The organism is Streptomyces sp. NPDC001315 (assembly GCF_042896175.1).
In the GTDB taxonomy this organism is placed as follows: Bacteria; Actinomycetota; Actinomycetes; order Streptomycetales; family Streptomycetaceae; genus Streptomyces.
Map to the genome: position 1 here is coordinate 749,048 of NZ_JBIAWZ010000001.1, position 17,502 is coordinate 766,549.

Here is a 17,502-nt window from a genome sequence, read left to right on the forward strand (position 1 = left end):
GGACCCCCACGTGAAGTTCACCGACGGCTACTGGCTGCTGCGCGAGGGCGTCACCGCGGCCCACCCGGTCGAGGTCCTCGATGTCACCGCCCCGGACGGCACGCTGGAGATCCACGCGCCGACCCAGCCCATCCGCCACCGCGGCGACCTGCTGAAGGGACCGGTCGTGACGATCAGCGCGCACGCCCCGCTGCCCGACGTCATCGGCGTCACCTTCACCCACTTCTCGGGCGAGCAGCCGCGGGGGCCGGAGTTCGAGGTCCGGAAAGAGGAGCGCAGTGCCCAGGTCTCCTACGACGACGAGCACGCGACCCTGACCTCCGGCGCGCTGTCCGTACGGGTGGCCCGCACCGGCCCCTGGCACGTCGACTTCGTCGCCCACGGCCGCACGCTCACCAGCAGCGGCCCCAGGAGCATGGGCATCATGCGGGACGCGACGGGAGCGCACTACCTTCGGGAGCAGCTGGGACTGGGGGTGGGGACGAGTGTCTACGGCCTCGGTGAACGCTTCGGGCCGCTCGTCAAGAACGGCCAGGTCGTCGACGTCTGGAACGCCGACGGCGGCACGGCGACCGAGCAGGCCTACAAGAACATCCCCTTCTATCTGACGGACGCGGGCTACGGCGTCTTCGTCGACCACCCGGGCAAGGTGTCCTTCGAGGTCGGCTCGGAGGCGGTGTCGAGGGTCCAGTTCAGCGTCGAGTCACAGCAGTTGACGTACTACGTCATCTACGGCCCGACCCCCAAGGACATCCTGCGCAAGTACACGGCCCTGACCGGACGCCCGGCCCTGCCGCCCGCCTGGTCGTTCGGGCTGTGGCTGTCGACGTCGTTCACGACCTCCTACGACGAGGAGACGGTGACGTCGTTCATCGAGGGGATGCGGGAGCGCGAACTGCCGCTGTCCGTGTTCCACTTCGACTGCTTCTGGATGCGCGAGTTCAACTGGTGCGACTTCCAGTGGGATCCGCGGGTGTTCCCCGACCCCGAGGGCATGCTGGCCCGGCTGAAGGAGCGCGGGCTGCACATCAGCGTCTGGATCAACCCCTACATCGCCCAGCGTTCACCGCTGTTCGCGGAGGGCAAGGCGCTCGGGCATCTGCTGCGACGGCCGGACGGCAGTGTCTGGCAGTGGGACCTGTGGCAGCCGGGGATGGCGCTGGTCGACTTCACCAGCCCCGCGGCCCGCGACTGGTACGCGGGCAAGCTGGAGGCGCTGCTCGCGCAGGGCGTCGACTGCTTCAAGACCGACTTCGGTGAGCGGGTGCCGGTCGACGTGGCGTGGGCCGACGGCTCAGATCCGGAGCGGATGCACAACTACTACTCGTACCTCTACAACCGGACCGTCTTCGACGTGCTGCGCAAACACCGCGGCGAGGGCGAGGCCGTCGTCTTCGCGCGGTCGGCGACGGCGGGCAGCCAGCGGTTCCCGGTGCACTGGGGCGGCGACTGCGAGGCGACGTACGAGTCGATGGCCGAGTCGCTGCGGGGCGGGCTGTCGCTCGGGCTGTCCGGGTTCGGGTACTGGAGCCATGACATCGGCGGCTTCGAGGGAACGCCCACACCGGCGCTGTTCAAGCGGTGGCTGGCCTTCGGGCTGCTGTCCTCGCACAGCCGGCTGCACGGCAGCTCCTCCTACCGCGTGCCGTGGCTGTTCGACGAGGAGTCGGTGGACGCGCTGCGGCTGTTCACCCGGCTGAAGCTGCGGCTCATGCCCTATCTGTACGGGGCCGCCCGCACCGCCCACACCGAGGGGTCGCCGGTGATGCGGGCCATGGTCCTGGAGTTCCCCGACGACCCGGGGTGCGCGCACCTGGAACGGCAGTACATGCTCGGCCACGATCTGCTGGTCGCGCCGGTGTTCAGCGACGAGGGGGACGTGGCGTACTACGTGCCCGAGGGCACCTGGACGCACTTCCTGACCGGACGGACGGTGACCGGGCCGCGCTGGGTGCGCGAGAGACACGACTTCCTGAGCGTGCCCCTCCTGGTCCGACCGGGCGCGGTGATCCCGGTCGGGGCGGTGGACGACCGGCCCGACTACGACCACGCCGACGGCGTCACCCTGCGGGCGTACGGCCTGGCGCGGGGCGCCCAGGTGACCGTGCCGGTCGGTGAGGTGACCTTCACCGTCGTACGGGAAGGGGACACGCTCCGGGCGTCGTGCAGCGATCCCTCGGCGCCGTGGGCGCTGGCGGTCGGGGAGCGGGTGGGGCGGGCGCCGGCCGGGACCGGGTTCCTGACCCTGGAGCTGAGCTGATGGTGAAGATCACGGATGTGGCGCGGCACGCCGGGGTCTCCCCGAGCACCGTGTCGTACGCGCTCAGCGGCAAGCGCCCGATCTCCGAGGAGACCCGGCAGCGCGTCGAGGCCGCCATCCGCGAGCTGGGCTACCGGCCGCACGCCGGCGCCCGCGCGCTGGCCAGCAGCAAGTCGAACGTGCTGGCGCTGGTGGTGCCGCTGCGCGCCGGAATCCATGTGCCGGTGGTGATGCAGTTCGCGGTGTCGGTGGTGACCACGGCCCGGCGCTACGACCACGACGTGCTCCTGCTGACCCAGGAGGAGGGCGATGACGGGCTGCGCAGGGTCGCGGACACGGCGCTGGTGGACGCGCTGATCGTGATGGACGTGCAGCTCCAGGACCCCCGGTTGCCGCTGCTGCGCTCTCTCGACCGGCCGTCCGTGATGATCGGGTTCCCCTCCGAACCGGCTGGGCTGACCTGCATCGACCTGGACTTCAAGACGGCCGGCGCGGTGTGCGTGGAGCATCTGGCCCGGCTCGGGCACCGGGTGGTGGCGCTGGTCGGGTCGCCGCCGGAGGTGTACGTACGCGGTACGGCGTTCGCGCAGCGCGTGGTCCAGGGGTTCACGGCCGCCGCCGACCGGGCCGGCCTCGCCTCCTCGGTCCATCCGTGCGAGTCCGCGCCGGGTGCCGCCCGCGCGGTCGCCGAGCGACTGCTGCGTGAACAGCCCGCGCTGACCGGTGTCGTCGTGCACAACGAACCCCTGCTGGAGCCGCTGATCGACGCGTTCGAGCAGCTCGGGCTGCGTGTCCCGGCCGACCTGTCGGTGACCGCGATCTGCCCCGAGGAGACCGCCGCCGGCCTGCGCGTCCCCATCACCTCGGTCGCCCTGCCCTCCGCGGAACTCGGTGAGCGGGCGGTGGAGCTGCTGATGCGCAAGCTGGCCGGCACCGACGTACCGGAGGCGACCCTGCTGCCACCCCGCCTGACGGAACGCGCGAGCACGGCGCCGCGCGAGGCGCCCTGACACCACACGCGAAACGGCGTTCCCCGCCGGGAGTGGCTCCGGAGAGGAACGCCGTTCACCGGCCACCGTCGGCAAGCGTGACACATTCCCGAAAAGTGTCACGCTGCGCGAACCTGTGGGTGGGGCGCGGAAGTTCGAGGATGCGAGGCGCGAGTACGACAAAGGCCCCGCCGCTCGAAAGCGACAGGGCCTTTGTCCACATGGGATGAGTGGAGATGGCGGGAATCGAACCCGCGTCCAACGGTGCAGAACCAGGGCTTCTCCGTGTGCAGTTCGCTGTGATTTTCTCGGCCCCGGCGATCACGCGAACAAGTCGCCGACGGGCCCAGTCACTGTTGGATTTCCCTCTTCACCCCGTGACCGGGATCAAGGTTTAGTCCCCTAGCTGATGCCAGGATCCGGGTCGGGAACAGCCCCGGGCTGACACTCCCATTAAGGAGCTATTCGATCACTACCTGATCAGGCAGCGAGAGCGAAAAGCTCGGGAGAATCGCTCTTGGAATTGGCGATTATTTGTTTCGGCCTGTGGTTTACGAGATCATGGCCGCTTTCTCGACACGCTTCCCCTGCCTCGACAGCCGCTGTCGAAACCGATCATCCCCATGTTGTTTTTTCAATCCCTCCGGAGAGGGCCCCTCCGAAGAGGGCGCGCACCCGCTGTGAGGTGCAGTGCCATCGTACGTGACCAACGCACGCCGATGCCACCGTATTCCCCCGGCTGCTACGCGCCCCGCTGCTTGCGCTTCGCCGCCGCGATCGCGCGGTCGCTCTCCCGGCGGTCCTGCTGCTCACGCAGCGTCTGCCGCTTGTCGTACTCCTTCTTGCCTCGCGCGAGGGCGATCTCGGCCTTGGCCCGGCCGTCCTTGAAGTACAGCGCGAGGGGCACGATCGTGTGACCCGTCTCCTGGGACTTCGCCTCCAGCTTGTCGATCTCCTCGCGGTGCAGCAGCAGCTTGCGCTTGCGGCGCACGGAGTGGTTGGTCCACGTCCCCTGGCTGTACTCGGGGATGTGGGCGTTGTGCAGCCACGCCTCGTGCCCGTCGATCTGGACGAAGCCGTCGACGAGTGAGGCCCGGCCCTGCCGCAGCGACTTCACCTCGGTGCCGGACAGGACGAGGCCCGCCTCGTAGGTGTCGATGATCGCGTAGTCGTGGCGCGCCTTCTTGTTCTGCGCGACGATCTTGCGCTTGCCGCCCTTCTCGCCGTCCCTGGACTTGGCGGCCGTCCCCTGCTGCTTCTGCTGGGACTCTTTCGGTACGTACATTGCCTTGGACATAGTGCTTGCATTTTCGCACTACCGGGGGGTCGGAGGGAAAGCCGATTCCCATGGGATCACGAGGTGTCGCCCAGGCCGCTCAGCACGGTCTCCGCCCGCGCCAGCGCCGCGTCGCCGGCCGTGCCGCCTGCCGTGCCGTTCGCCGGGTCGTCGGCCTCGAGGTCGGGCGTGATTCCCGTCCCGTCGACGCCGCGGCCCGACGGAGTGCGGTAGTGCCCGACGGTCAGCTCGGCGACGGAGCCGTCGGGCAGTCTGCTCGGCATCTGGACCGAGCCCTTGCCAAAGGTCCTGGAGCCCATCACGACCGCACGGCCCCGGTCCTTGAGGGCGCCGGTGAGGAGCTCGGCCGCGCTCATGGTGCCGCCGTCGACGAGCGCGACCAACGGTCTGGCGGTGTCACCGCCGGGATCGGCGTGCAGGGCACGCTGGGCGCCGTCCACGTCGTACGTGGCGACGAGGCCGCCGTCGAGGAAGGCGGACGCGGCGGTGACGGCCTCGGTGACGAGACCGCCGGAGTTGCCGCGCAGGTCGAGGATGATCCCGGCGCCGGCCGGGGCCTGACGTACGGCGGTGCGCACGTCGTCGCCCACGCCCTTGGTGAACGCGGCGACCTTGATGACGGTGACGCCGTCGGCGAGCTTCTGGACGGCCACGGAGTCGGTGGACAGCGTGGCCCGGCGCAGGGTCCGGGTCCAGGCGCGCGTGCCGCGCTCCAGACCGAGGGTGACGGCGGTGCCGGCGGCCGCGTCGGTGGCGTCCCCGCGCAGCAAGGAGACGACCTCGGTGACGGGCCGTCCGTCGACCTTCACGCCGTCGACGCTGCGCAGCCGGTCGCCCTTACGGATCCCGGCGGCGGACGCGGGCGATCCGGCGGCCACCCTGGTCACCTCGATACGGCCGTCGCGCTCGCGCCGCGCCCACAGACCGACGCCGGTGTACTGGCCGTCGAGGGCCTCCTCGAACTCCTCGTACTCCCCCTGCGAGTACACCGCGCCCCAGCGGTCCCCGCTGCGGCTGACGGCGCGCTCGGCGGCCTCCGTGGGGGACTTGCCGGCGGCCATCGCCTCGGCGGCGGCCCTGGCGATGTCCTCGTGGTGGCCTGCGGGGACGGCCGGGTCGGCCGAACTGGCCGCCCCCGCGGCGGCCTTCCGGTCGAGGTCGGGGAAGGAGCCCGTCGCGGCACCGGCGACGAGCAGGCTCGCGAACACCAATGTCAGGGCGGCCCCGCGGCCTGTGCGGCGGGGCTGACAGAACGGGTCACGGCCTGACATGGCGGTGAGTCTAGGACAACGCGAAGGGCCGTACGGGCGGTTGCCCGTACGGCCCTCTTGGCATGCGTCACACCTTCAAGTACTTGCGCAGCGCGAAGAACGCGGCCAGCGCGGGCATCAGCAGGCTCGTCGCGAGGATCAGCGGCAGCTTCGTCAGGACCGCGTCCCAGCCGATGAAGTTGATCAGATTCAGCTTCTGCGACAGGGCCAGACCATGATCGATGATCAAGTACCGCGCGACCACCAGGAATCCGCAGGCGACCCCGCCTCCGATGAGCCCGGCGACAGCCGCCTCCATGATGAACGGCGCCTGGATGTAGAAGCCGGAGGCGCCGACGAGCCGCATGATCCCGGTCTCACGCCGACGGCTGAACGCCGAGACGCGCACGGTGTTGACGATCAGCATCAGCGCGACGACGAGCATCAGCGCCATCACGGCCCGTGCGGCCCAGTTCATACCGTTGAGCAGCCCGAACAGGTTGTCCAAGATGCCCTTTTGGTCCTGAACGGACTGCACGCCGTCGCGCCCGTCGAAGGCGGTCGCGATGACCTGGTACTTCTCCGGGTCCTTCAGCTTGATCCGGTACGACTCCTGCATCTGGTCCGGCGTGAGGGAGCTGGCCAGCGGGGAGTCGCCGAACTGCTCCTTGTAGTGCTTGTACGCCTCGTCCTGCGACTCGTAGGTGACCTTCTGCACGACCGAGGTCATCTTGTTCAGGTCGGCGAGGATCTGCTTCTTCTGGTCCGAGGTGACCGCGCCCTTGGCGCAGTTGGGGTCGGACTCGGCGTCGCTCTTGTTGCAGAGGAAGACCGAGACGTTGACCTTGTCGTACCAGTAGCCCTTCATGGTGCTCACCTGGTCGCTCATGAGGAGCGACCCGCCGAACAGGGCGAGCGACAGGGCGACGGAGACGACAACCGCGAAGGTCATCGTCAGATTGCGGCGGAGACCGACACCGATCTCCGACAGAACGAACTGGGCGCGCATGGCGTCTGGTTGGGCCTTTCGGGGTGGACGGTGCGGTCAGTGCTGGTAGCCGTAGACGCCGCGCGCCTGGTCGCGGACGAGGCGGCCCTTCTCCAGCTCGATGACGCGCTTGCGCATCTGGTCCACGATGTTCTGGTCGTGCGTGGCCATCACCACGGTGGTGCCCGTCCGGTTGATCCGGTCGAGCAACTTCATGATGCCGACGGAGGTCTGCGGGTCGAGGTTGCCGGTGGGCTCGTCGGCGATCAGCAGCTTGGGCCGGTTGACGAAGGCCCGCGCGATGGCGACGCGCTGCTGCTCACCACCGGACAGCTCGCCCGGCATCCGCTCCTCCTTGCCGCCGAGCCCGACCAGGTCGAGCACCTGGGGCACGGACTTGCGGATCTCGCCGCGTGACTTGCCGATGACCTCCTGCGCGAAGGCCACGTTCTCGGCGACCGTCTTGTTGGGCAGGAGACGGAAGTCCTGGAAGACGGTCCCCAGCTGGCGGCGCATCTGCGGCACCTTCCAGTTGGAGAGGCGCGCGAGGTCCTTGCCCAGGACGTGCACCTGACCGTGGCTGCACCGCTCCTCGCGGAGGACCAGCCGCAGGAAGGTGGACTTTCCGGAGCCGGAGGACCCCACGAGGAACACGAACTCGCCCTTCTCCACCTCGAGGGAGACATCCCTGAGTGCGGGGCGGGTCTGCTTGGGGTAGACCTTGGAGACGTTGTCGAATCGGATCACGGATGCACCACGGGTCGCCGGGGGTAGATGAGCGTGACCATACGCGACCCGGGTACGCAAGCGCAGGTGCCGGTCACGGTTGCGTGAGGGTTGTGCGGTTTTGTACGGGGCTTTCCGCGGGGATGACGTCGGGGCACGATAGGGCGAACCGCGCTGAAATCCGCGGAACCTGGCACAGTGGAAGGGGAACGTTCTCGTTTCCGAGAGCGTTGTCTACGTGGAACCGGTGCAAGGAGGGCGAGCGCATGACGTACGACCGGCTGGTGTGCGCGAACTGCGCGGCGCCCGTGAGCGAGGGCCGATGCCCCGTGTGCCGTGCGAACCGCGAGCGGCTGCAGCAGGAGAGCTTCCTCACGAACCTGAACCCGATGGCGCTGATCGCCCTGCTCGCGGTGCTGATCGCGGCGGTGGCCCTGCTGGCGCACCAGACCGCGTAACGCGCGCGAAGGGCCCGGAGCGATGGCTTCACTCCGGGCCCTTTCACATATACGTGCGCGTACGCTGCGTACGGAAGCGGCAACCGTCAGGCAGCCGCACCGCCGCGGCCGCCCATGAGGCGCGGCAGCACGCGGAAGCCGACGCCACCGGCGATCATCGTGGCAGCACCGACCAGCAGGAACGCGGTCTGCCCGGCACCGGTCTCGGCGAGCTGGTCACCGCTGCCCTGGGCCGAGGTGTTGGACGACGTCTCCGAGGTGTCGGTGAGGGCGGAGGAACCCTCCTCCTGAGCGGAGTTGTCGTTGCCGCTGCTGTTGGTGTCGGTGTTGTCGTTGCCACCGGTGCCGTTGTTGCCACCGGAGGTGCTGTTGTCGTTGCCACCGGTGCCGTTGTTGCCACCGGAGGTGCTGTTGTCGCCGCCCGTGGTGCTGTTGTCGCCACCGGTCGTGCTGTTGTCGCCACCCGTGGTGCTGTTGTCACCGCCGGTCGTGCTGTTGTCGCCACCGGTCGTGCTGTTGTCGCCGCCCGTGGTGCTGTTGTCACCGCCGGTCGTGCTGTTGTCGCCGCCCGTGGTGCTGTTGTCACCGCCGGTCGTGCTGTTGTCGCCACCCGTGGTGCTGTTGTCACCGCCGGTCGTGCTGTTGTCGCCACCCGTGGTGCTGTTGTCGCCACCGGTCGTGCTGTTGTCGGTGCACGAAGGGTCGGTGGGGAACAGGTCGCAGAGGTCACCGTCGCCGTTGCCGCCGTCGTCGTCGCCGACGGACGCCGAAATACCGACGTTGAGGTCGAGAGCCGAGGCGGCGCCCGCCGCCGTCAGCGAGGCACCGGCGGCGATCACGGCGCCGGCGGCTATCCGCGCGACGCGGATGCGCGTCTTCTTGGTCATATGGTTGCTACCCCCAGTAGCCGATCGTCAATGAGGGCCGCGCTCGGGGCGGTGATCGACGGGTGCAGCTGAGATGTGTAGCGCCCCCGGTTCACATGCGCCCCAGAGATACGCATGCCGCGCTTTACCCTTCCCATTTTTCAAAGCAACGTCAAGGCCGTTGCGTACGCGTTGTCCGCGTACGGGGCCTTTGCCGGATGCTTAAGGTGTGACTGTGATGTAAAGCCCAGACATCCGGGCACGCAAAAGGCAACTGCCGCCCACTGGGCGGCAGTTGCCTTGTCGACAAATCAGCTGTCGGTTACTTCTCCTGCTGCTTGCGCCAGCGAATTCCGGCCTCGAGGAAGCCGTCGATCTCACCGTTGAACACGGCCTCGGGGTTGCCGACTTCGTACTCGGTGCGCAGGTCCTTGACCATCTGGTAGGGGTGCAGCACGTACGAACGCATCTGGTTGCCCCAGGAATTGCCGCCGTCGCCCTTGAGGGCGTTCATCTTCGCCTGCTCCTCCTGACGGCGCCGCTCGAGCAGCTTGGCCTGGAGGACGTTCATCGCGGTCGCCTTGTTCTGGATCTGCGAGCGCTCGTTCTGGCAGGAGACGACGATGCCGGTGGGAAGGTGGGTGAGCCGGACCGCCGAGTCGGTCGTGTTGACTCCCTGGCCGCCGGGTCCGGAGGACCGGTACACGTCCACGCGCAGTTCGGACTCGTCGATCTCGATGTGATCGGTCTGCTCGACGACGGGCAGGATCTCCACACCCGCGAAGGAGGTCTGGCGGCGCCCCTGGTTGTCGAAGGGGGAGATGCGCACGAGGCGGTGCGTGCCCTGCTCGACGGAGAGTGTGCCGTAGGCGTACGGAACCTGCACGGCGAAGGTGGTCGACTTGATGCCGGCCTCTTCCGCGTACGAGGTCTCGTAGACCTCGGTCTTGTAGCCCTTCTGCTCCGCCCACCGCAGATACATCCGCTGCAGCTTCTCGGCGAAGTCGGCGGCGTCGACGCCACCGGCCTCGGCGCGGATGTTGACGAGCGCTTCGCGGGCGTCGTACTCGCCGGAGAGGAGCGTGCGGACCTCCATCTCGTCCAGCGCCTTCTTGACGGCGGCGAGCTCGGACTCGGCCTCGGCACGGGTGTCCGGGTCGTCCTCCTCCTCGGCCATCTCGAAGAGCACGGAGAGATCATCGATCCGCCCGCGCAGCGCCTCCGCCTTCCTGACCTCGGCCTGGAGGTGGGAGAGCTTGCTGGTGATCTTCTGCGCCTCGTCCGGGTTGTCCCACAGTGACGGCGCGGCCGCCTGCTCCTCGAGCACGGCGACATCTGCCCTCAGCTTGTCGAGGTCCAGAACGGCCTCGATCGACTCCATGGTCGAGGAGAGGGACTTGAGCTCTTCGGATACATCGACGACTGCCACGCCTCCAGCGTAACGGCTCCGCCAAGCGGCGAGCGCCGGGGCGACAGGGCCGGCGTCCGGCAGGGAGACAGGTGGCTGGGCGAGTGACTCAGTGAGTGGGCGAGGTCACGGCGATTGTGGCGCCGAGTGCTTCGTGTCCTGCGGCGTCGCCCCGGGGTCGTCCCCTGCCGTCGCCCACCACGCCCCGACCCCCACCGCGGCCATCAGCACCAGCGAGGCCACCCCCAGCGTCACCCGACGCCTGCGCGCCGACGCCCGATGCCGCGCGGACCCGGGCCGCGGCGCGCCCGCGGCCCGCGGCACCCGCGCCGTCCCCCGAGCCCCACCCGCGAGCTCGTCCGGCCCCGGCACCCTCATCGACGTATGCGTGTCCCGGTTGGAGTCCGGCCTGGCGCCCGGCACCAGCGGTACCGCTCCCCGCCGCCGTACCCCCGGCTCGCCCCGGGGCGCGGCCGCCTCCTCGGCCTCGGCGGCCGCGTCCTCCCCCGGCTCCACGTCCGGTTCGTCCACGTCCAGCGGCGGCATCCCCGCCAGCGTCGGCAACTGCTCCCGCAGCCGTGCCGCCAGCTCCGACGCCCGCAGCCGCGACGCCGGCGCCTTCGCCAGACACTGCACGATCAGCTGCCACAGCTCGTCGGGGATCCCCGGCAGCGGCGCCACCGTCTCCGTCACATGCCGTCGCAGCACGGCGCCCGGGTGCCCGCCCCCGAAGGGCGTGAACCCGGCCAGCAGCTCGTACAGCACGGTCGCGAGCGCGTAGATGTCCACCGCGGCCCGCGGCGGCAGCCCCTCCACGATCTCCGGCGCCAGATAGTCCGGCGTCCCGATGATCTTCGTGGCGCGCGTCCGCTTCGGTGAGTCGATCAGCTTCGCGACCCCGAAGTCCGTCAGCAGCGCCGGATGGGCACCGCCCGGCCCCAGCGGGCCCTGCATGTCCAGCAGTACGTTCTCCGGCTTGACGTCCCGGTGCACGACCCCGGCCGCATGCGCCGCCGCCAGGCCCTCCGCGACGTCCGCCACGATCGCCACCGCCGCCTCGGGCGCGAGCCGCCGCTCCCGGTCCAGGCGGGTGCGCAGATCCGTACCACGGACGAGGTCCATGACCAGCGCCAGATCGTTCCCGTCGACGACGAGGTCCCGCACGGACACCACATGCGGATGCTCGAGGCCCAGCAGTGCCGTGCGCTCCTGCACGAAGCGGCCCACGAGTTCCTCGTCGGACGCGAGGTCCTCGCGCAGCAGCTTGATGGCGACGGGCCCCTCAGGGCCCTCGCCCAGCCACACCGTGCCGGCGCTGCCACGCCCCAGGATCTGGTGGGCGGTGTACCGGCTGCCGATCTTCCGTGCCAAGACTGCTCCTACAGACGCGTGTTGTCGCTAAAACTACGCGTCCGACAAGCCAACCTTCACCGCGGAGACGGAAATCACCCGCCAGGTGTCGACAAATCCCCAGACAAGCGATCGGGCAACGCCCGGCCCCGGCGTCAGTTGCCGCTGCCGCTCGACGATCCGGCGCCGCCCAGATCCCCGATCCAGCCCGACACCTGGTCGTACATGTGGGTGAGCTGCCCCCAGAAACTCCTGGTCGTGCCGATCCACTCCTGCAGCGGGCTCAGCTCCCAGATCAGCCACCCCGCGACGAACAGGATGACGATCGTGAACAGGCACCCCTTCAGGCACCCCAGTCCCGGGACCTTCATCGGATTGGCACTGCGCTGCCGGGGCTCCCGCGGCTCCCGCACGGGTCGCTGAGGCTGCTGCGGCTGCTGGGGCGGCGCGTACTGCTGCGGCTGCCGCGGCTGCTGTTGCGGCTGCTGATACCCGTAGCCCTGCTGGTACCCCTGCTGAGAACGCTGCGGCGGCCGCTGCTGCGCCGGCCTCGGTGCGGGCTGCTGCTGTTGCTGCGGCCGGGCGACCTGCCGCTGCGGGCGGCGGCGCAGCGGGTCCTCGCCGGGGTCGAGGTACTGGACCTGCGTCTGCTCGTTGCGGTCGCGGGCGGCCCGCAGCTGCGACTGCCACGGATGTGGCTCCGCCGGGTTCGCCGGGTGCTGGCCAGGACCGTGGGGCGGCACCGGCGGCATGACGGCGGTCGGATCCGCCGCACCGGTGTTCGGCAGCACGGCGGTGGGGTCGGCGGCGCCCGCCGGTCCCCCGGTGTGGGGCAGAACGCTGGTCGCGCCGTTCGGGTCGTACATCCCGGGGGCCTGGCCCGTGGGCAGCACCTGCGTCGGGTCGGCGGACCCGGGCACCGCGGCGGGCCGCGGATCGGGCGCCAGCAGCGTGCCGACGGCCTCCGCGGCGGCGATCTGCGCGGAGTTCGCGTGTACGCCGATGCCCTCGGCGACGACCCGCAGACCGCGCGCGAGGTTCTCGGCGCTGGGCCGTTCCTCCGGGTTCTTGCGCAGACAGCGCTCTATGACCGTCCACAGCGGGTCGGGAACCGTGGACGGCCGACGGGGCTCGGCGCTCAGGTGCTGGTGCAGCACCTCCAGCGCGGACCCGCCGGAGAACGGCGGACGCCCCGTGACCAGCTCGTACAGCAGGATTCCGGCGCCGTAGACGTCGACGGCGGACGTCTGCGGACGGCCCTCCGCGGACTCGGGAGCGACGTACGCGGGCGTGCCGACGAACTCATGGGTCCGGGTGAGGCCCGGCGAGTCGGCGAGGCGCGCGATGCCGAAGTCGGTCAGCATCGGGTGCATCTGGCCGCCGTTCTGCTGAAGCAGGACGTTCGCCGGCTTCAGGTCGCGGTGCACTACGCCGTCGGAGTGGCTGGCGGCGAGCGCGTCGGCGATCTGAGCGGTGAGCAGGGCGGCGGCGACGGGCGTGAAGGGCCCGTTCTCGCGCAGGTAGCGGTGCAGGTCGGGGCCGTCGACGAGGTCCATGACCAGCGCCAGCAGATCGCCCTCCACGACCAGGTCGCGGACCCGGACGATGTTCGGGTGGGTCAGGCGGAGCAGGACGGAGCGCTCCCGCAGGAACCGCATCACGATGTCCGCGTCGTTCGCGAGCTCCTCCTTGAGGACCTTGATCGCGACGGTCTCACCGGGCTGGCCGGGCACGGCCGCCTCGGCGCCCGCGGTCTCGCGCTGGCGGGCTCGCCAGACGGTGCCCGTGGCGCCGCGTCCGAGCGGCTCCTCGAGCAGGTACTTGCTGCCTACCGGCCGCACGTCATGCGCTCCCTGCTGCTTGCTTGCCTGGTGTTCCGGCCCGCTGTCCGATGTTCCGACCCACTGTAGTGCCGCCGTGCCCGGCACCGGGCTGTCGTCTTTCTGTGGGTCTTACGTACCCGTTCCCGTACATGTTCGAAGGAAAGACGCTCGCCCAGGCCTCCGTGGTTGCCGGAGCCGAACGTGACCGATCTCAATCGGTCACCCGCGTGGTCCTGGTCAGGCACTTTTGCGGGCAGAGCCGACCAATCAAGATCACTTGCCGGTGGGCGGCGGGCGCGTTGTCAGTGGCAGGTGCGAGGATGCCTCCAGTACTGGCCGACGTGCTCGTGTGCGGTGGGGGAAGTCCGTGGTGGGGGGACCGCGGCGCAGCTCCGTCCTCGCCCGGCGGGCCCGCGCAGAAGGGACCGCTGACGGCGATGCAGATCCGGCTGACCGTCGTAGACCCGCTGGGCCCGCCCTCCGATGCGCGGGGCCGCGCCACGACCCGCGACGTACTGGTCACGGCGCCCGCGGGGACGGCCCTGGCGGCGGTGGCGTCGGCGCTGGCCTCGGCGGTCTCCGGCGACGCGGGCACCTCCTCCCCGCACGAGCGCGGCCGGGAGCCCGGAGGCGGCCCCGTGGTGTTGTACGCCGGTGCGGAGCGGCTGGACGCCCAGCGCTGCACGCTGGGCGAGCCCCCCTTGGTCGACGGCGCCGTGCTGTCCCTGGGCGCGCCCGCCGAGCCCGAGCCGCACCCCGAGTTCGACGACGCTCCGGCCCAGTTGCACGTGGTGGCCGGCCCGGACGCGGGCGGGGTCCATCTGCTGCACGGCGGCCAGGTGACCATAGGCCGCTCCGCCGACGCCGATGTCCCGCTCGACGACCCCGACGTCTCCCGGCTGCACTGCGCGGTCACCCTCGCCCCCGACGGCCGCGTCTCGGTCTCCGACCTCGGCTCCACGAACGGCACCGCCCTGGACGGCACGCGCGTGCACACCCGCCCGGTGCGGTTCGCGCCGGGCGCCCTTCTGCGCATCGGCGAGTCGGCCCTGCGCCTCGCCCCGGCCGGGGGACCCGGAGCGCGGGTGGCGACGACGCCCGACGGAGAGGGGCACGTGCGCGTGACGCGCGGCGACGGGACGGGATCCTCCGCAGGGGGTTCCGGGGGCCGCGGTGACACGGCGACGGCCCCGGGTGCGGCCCGCAGGCGCGCGACGGGCAGCGACAACGACGCGGCCGGGTCCGCCGCAAACACCGGTCACCACGGGGGAACCGGCTCCTCCGGAAGCGCCGGGGACCGCACAGGGACCGGCTCGTCCCGGGGCGCGGGGGACCGCGGTGCCACGAGTGCTGCACCCACGCACGTGGGTGCAGTGGACGGCGAGGACAGCGCGGACGACCCCGCCCCGAGCACCGGCCACGCCTACGGCTCGGTGAGCTGGGGCGCGTCCGGAACCGCCCCGGGTGCCCGCCCGCACGGCCCGGTGGAGCCGCCCGTCGTGCCGGTCCAGGGTGGGGCACCTCATATCGAAAGCCACGGCGCCGCCCCGAACCCGGTGCGCGACGGGGGCAGGGAAACCCACGCGGGACGGTTCGGGGTCGGCGGTCCCGGCGGGACAGACGCCGGACACGCGCCCACGCACCCGTCGTCTTCACCCGCCCCGCACCCCACCGACGAACCACAGACCGCGCGCAGGCGCGCCGGCGGACTCACCGCCTGGGCCCGACGGCTGGCCGGGGGGCGCGGCGCGCCGGGCGTGGGCGGACGCGGGGCGCACGACGAGGTGCCGGAGGGCGCGGCCGCGGAGCCGTCGGCCGTCCCGCCCCGGGTTCCGGAGACCTGGCCGGACCCGGCCGCCCTGCTGCTGACGGCGCTGGGCCCCGGCCCCCGGCTGTGGGAGCGCGGCCCGGGGCACCCGGAGACGCTCACGGTGCGGCTCGGCACCACCGACCGCACCGCGCCCGACGGCTCCGGACCGCTCCCGGCGGTATCGGTGACCGCGGACCTCCGCGAGGCCGGGGCGCTGGGGCTCGCGGGACCGCGCCCCCGGCTGTCCGGGCTGGCGCGCGCGGTCGTGGCCCAGCTCACGGCGCTGCACTCCCCCGACACCCTGGAGATCGTCCTGGTCAGCACGGACCGCTCCCGCTCCCTGGAAGAGCGCACCGCGGAATGGTCCTGGCTCGGCTGGCTCCCCCATGTGCGTCCCGGACACGGCCAGGACTGCCGTCTCCTCCTCGCCTACGACCGCGAGCAGGCCGCGGCCCGCACCGACGAACTCCTGCGCCGGCTGGAGGACCATCTGGGGGGCACGGGCGGCGCGCCCCGGCCGGCGTTGCCACGCAGCCGACCGTCCTCCGTGTCGTCCTCCTCCCCCTCGCCTTCCCCACGACGGCCCTCCTGGGCCCGGGACGCCGACGACACGGGGGACCCGGCCGACCACCCGGGGCCGTACACCGTGGTCGTCGTGGACGGCGACCCCGGCGGTGCGGACCTGCGCGAGGCGGTGGCGCGGCTGGCGCTGGAGGGGCCGCGCGCCGGGATACACGTGGTGTGCCTGGCCGAGACGGCCCCGGCGTCGCCCACGTCACCGGTGACGGATACGTACGAGGCGGCCTGTGCCGTGGCGCCGGTGTTCCAGGAGTGCGGTGCCGTGGCGCTGCTCGGCGGGGACGTGGCGACGGCGCTGCACCTGATGCGGGTCGGCCGGATCACCGCGGATCCACCCCGCCACGGCCCGGTGGGCCACGGCACGGTCGCCGCCGTGGACGCCGTCTCCCTCGCCTGGGCCGAGCGGTTCGGGCGGGCGCTGGCCCCGCTGCGTCCGGACGGCGCCCCCGGCGAACGGCACGCGCGTGTGTCGGTGCCGTTGCCCCAGGCGGCGCGGCTCCTCGACGAGCTGGGGCTGGCCCGGGCGACCCCCGCGTCCCTGATGGCACGCTGGGCGGACGCGGCCGACGACGCGGAGGCACTCGGCGGCCGGGCATCGGCCGTGCTGGGGGCCGGGCCGCGCGGGCCGGTCGGCGTGGACCTCGTCGCCGAGGGCCCGCATCTGCTGATCGAGGGACCGGCGGGCAGCGGACGTACGGAGCTGCTGCGTGCCGTCGTCGCCTCGCTCGCCGCCGCCGAGCGCCCCGACCGCCTGGGCATCGTCCTGATGGACGGCCGGGACAGCACAGGCGGCACGGGCAGCGCGGGCGGCGGTCACGGCGACGGCCTGCGGGTCTGCACGGACGTACCGCATGTCACCACCCATCTGACCGCCAACGACCCGGTGCGGATGCGGGAGTTCGCGCAGTCCCTGAGCGCCGAGCTGAAGCGCCGGGCCGAGCTGCTCGGCCGCTCCGACTTCGCCACCTGGCACACGCATCGCGAGGTGTCGGGCCGTATCGTCGCCCAGCGCACGGCGTCGGCGCGCGGCACGTCCAGGACCGGGACGGGGTCCGTGGCGGACGGGGCGGGCGATCTCGACGCTCCGCCCAGTACGACGATCCGGTTGCGCCCGGGAGCGGCCGGCCGGCAGACCCAGGCCGCGCCGCCGATGCCCCGGCTGGTGGTGGTCGTGGACGACCTGGACGCGCTGGTCTCCCCCGCGCTGGGTTCGCCGGGGCGGCCCGCCGCGGGTTCCGTGATGCGGGCGCTGGAGGCCGTGGCCCGCGAGGGCGAGCGGCTCGGCGTCCATCTGGTGGCGGCCACCGGCCCCGGTGGCCGTACGGCGGAGACGGAGCCGGCCCGCCGGGCCGTGCTGCGGGTGACGCTCGAGGCGCCGGCCTCCGGGACGGACGAACCGGCACCGGGCCGCGGGCACCTGACCGGCGCGGACGGACACCCGATCCCCTTCCAGGGCGGCCGCGTCACGGGCCGCATCCCCCGCACGGCGACCCTGCGCCCCACGGTCGTGCCCCTGGACTGGCACCGCATGGGCGACCCGCCGGCCCGCCGCCCGGTACGTGAGCTGGGCAACGGTCCGACGGACCTGGCCCTGCTGGCCAGCGCGCTGGAGCGGGCGGCACGGGAGGTGTCGGCGGCGGAGGTGCCGTCACTTCTCTAGCAAGGCCCCACGCGTCTTCGACAAGTCCCCACGCGTCC

12 protein-coding genes and 1 other RNA gene are annotated in these 17,502 nt (G+C 71.6%); 4 read left to right on the forward strand and 9 right to left on the reverse strand.

The window, feature by feature from the left end; genetic code table 11:
• The first annotated feature begins 10 nt into the window (after positions 1 to 10).
• Both yicI and ACFY16_RS03290 read left to right on the forward strand, forming a co-directional pair.
• Positions 11 to 2,260: an alpha-xylosidase gene (gene yicI / locus ACFY16_RS03285; RefSeq protein ID WP_390645355.1), complete on the forward strand. Its 2,250-nt coding sequence runs from the start codon at positions 11 to 13 to the stop codon at positions 2,258 to 2,260.
• A complete protein-coding gene (locus ACFY16_RS03290) occupies positions 2,260 to 3,270 on the forward strand; it encodes a LacI family DNA-binding transcriptional regulator (RefSeq protein WP_390645356.1) in 1,011 nt (336 codons plus the stop codon). The genes yicI and ACFY16_RS03290 overlap by 1 nt, the downstream gene beginning before the upstream one ends.
• 207 nt (positions 3,271 to 3,477) lie before the next feature.
• On the opposite strand, the gene ssrA is transcribed toward ACFY16_RS03290, so the two are convergent.
• The 5 genes from ssrA to ftsE all read right to left on the reverse strand — a co-directional run bounded on the left by ssrA (position 3,478) and on the right by ftsE (position 7,531).
• Positions 3,478 to 3,872: a transfer-messenger RNA gene (gene ssrA / locus ACFY16_RS03295) on the reverse strand.
• 119 nt (positions 3,873 to 3,991) lie between these two features.
• Positions 3,992 to 4,534 (reverse strand): SsrA-binding protein SmpB, encoded by a 543-nt coding sequence (gene smpB, locus ACFY16_RS03300; RefSeq protein WP_351150346.1) that lies wholly within the window; start codon positions 4,532 to 4,534, stop codon positions 3,992 to 3,994.
• A 68-nt stretch (positions 4,535 to 4,602) separates the two neighbouring features.
• Positions 4,603 to 5,817, reverse strand: coding sequence for a S41 family peptidase (locus tag ACFY16_RS03305; protein WP_390645357.1), 1,215 nt, complete (start codon positions 5,815 to 5,817; stop codon positions 4,603 to 4,605).
• Between the two features lie 67 nt (positions 5,818 to 5,884).
• Complete coding sequence (gene ftsX, locus ACFY16_RS03310) at positions 5,885 to 6,805, reverse strand: permease-like cell division protein FtsX (protein ID WP_390645358.1); 921 nt, start codon at positions 6,803 to 6,805, stop codon at positions 5,885 to 5,887.
• A gap of 36 nt (positions 6,806 to 6,841) precedes the next feature.
• Positions 6,842 to 7,531, reverse strand: a complete 690-nt coding sequence (ftsE, locus tag ACFY16_RS03315) for a cell division ATP-binding protein FtsE (RefSeq protein WP_130436517.1) — start codon at positions 7,529 to 7,531, stop codon at positions 6,842 to 6,844.
• 245 nt (positions 7,532 to 7,776) lie between these two features.
• Here ftsE and ACFY16_RS03320 point away from each other — a divergent pair, with 245 nt between their 5' ends.
• Positions 7,777 to 7,968 carry a hypothetical protein gene (locus tag ACFY16_RS03320; protein ID WP_390645359.1) on the forward strand — a complete coding sequence of 64 codons (192 nt, stop codon included), beginning with the start codon at positions 7,777 to 7,779 and terminating at the stop codon, positions 7,966 to 7,968.
• 86 nt (positions 7,969 to 8,054) lie between these two features.
• Here ACFY16_RS03320 and ACFY16_RS03325 read toward each other — a convergent pair whose 3' ends face one another.
• The 4 genes from ACFY16_RS03325 to ACFY16_RS03340 all read right to left on the reverse strand — a co-directional run bounded on the left by ACFY16_RS03325 (position 8,055) and on the right by ACFY16_RS03340 (position 13,433).
• Complete coding sequence (locus ACFY16_RS03325) at positions 8,055 to 8,855, reverse strand: hypothetical protein (RefSeq protein WP_390645360.1); 801 nt, start codon at positions 8,853 to 8,855, stop codon at positions 8,055 to 8,057.
• 301 nt (positions 8,856 to 9,156) lie between these two features.
• The gene (gene prfB, locus ACFY16_RS03330; protein ID WP_390645361.1) at positions 9,157 to 10,263 is read right to left on the reverse strand and encodes a peptide chain release factor 2; all 1,107 of its coding nucleotides are present in this window, start codon (positions 10,261 to 10,263) and stop codon (positions 9,157 to 9,159) included.
• Between the two features lie 105 nt (positions 10,264 to 10,368).
• A complete protein-coding gene (locus ACFY16_RS03335) occupies positions 10,369 to 11,613 on the reverse strand; it encodes a serine/threonine-protein kinase (RefSeq protein WP_390645362.1) in 1,245 nt (414 codons plus the stop codon).
• A gap of 134 nt (positions 11,614 to 11,747) precedes the next feature.
• Positions 11,748 to 13,433 (reverse strand): protein kinase, encoded by a 1,686-nt coding sequence (locus ACFY16_RS03340; protein WP_390645363.1) that lies wholly within the window; start codon positions 13,431 to 13,433, stop codon positions 11,748 to 11,750.
• A 419-nt stretch (positions 13,434 to 13,852) separates the two neighbouring features.
• Here ACFY16_RS03340 and ACFY16_RS03345 point away from each other — a divergent pair, with 419 nt between their 5' ends.
• Positions 13,853 to 17,464, forward strand: a complete 3,612-nt coding sequence (locus tag ACFY16_RS03345; RefSeq protein ID WP_390646085.1) for an FHA domain-containing protein — start codon at positions 13,853 to 13,855, stop codon at positions 17,462 to 17,464.
• Positions 17,465 to 17,502: the final 38 nt, after the last annotated feature.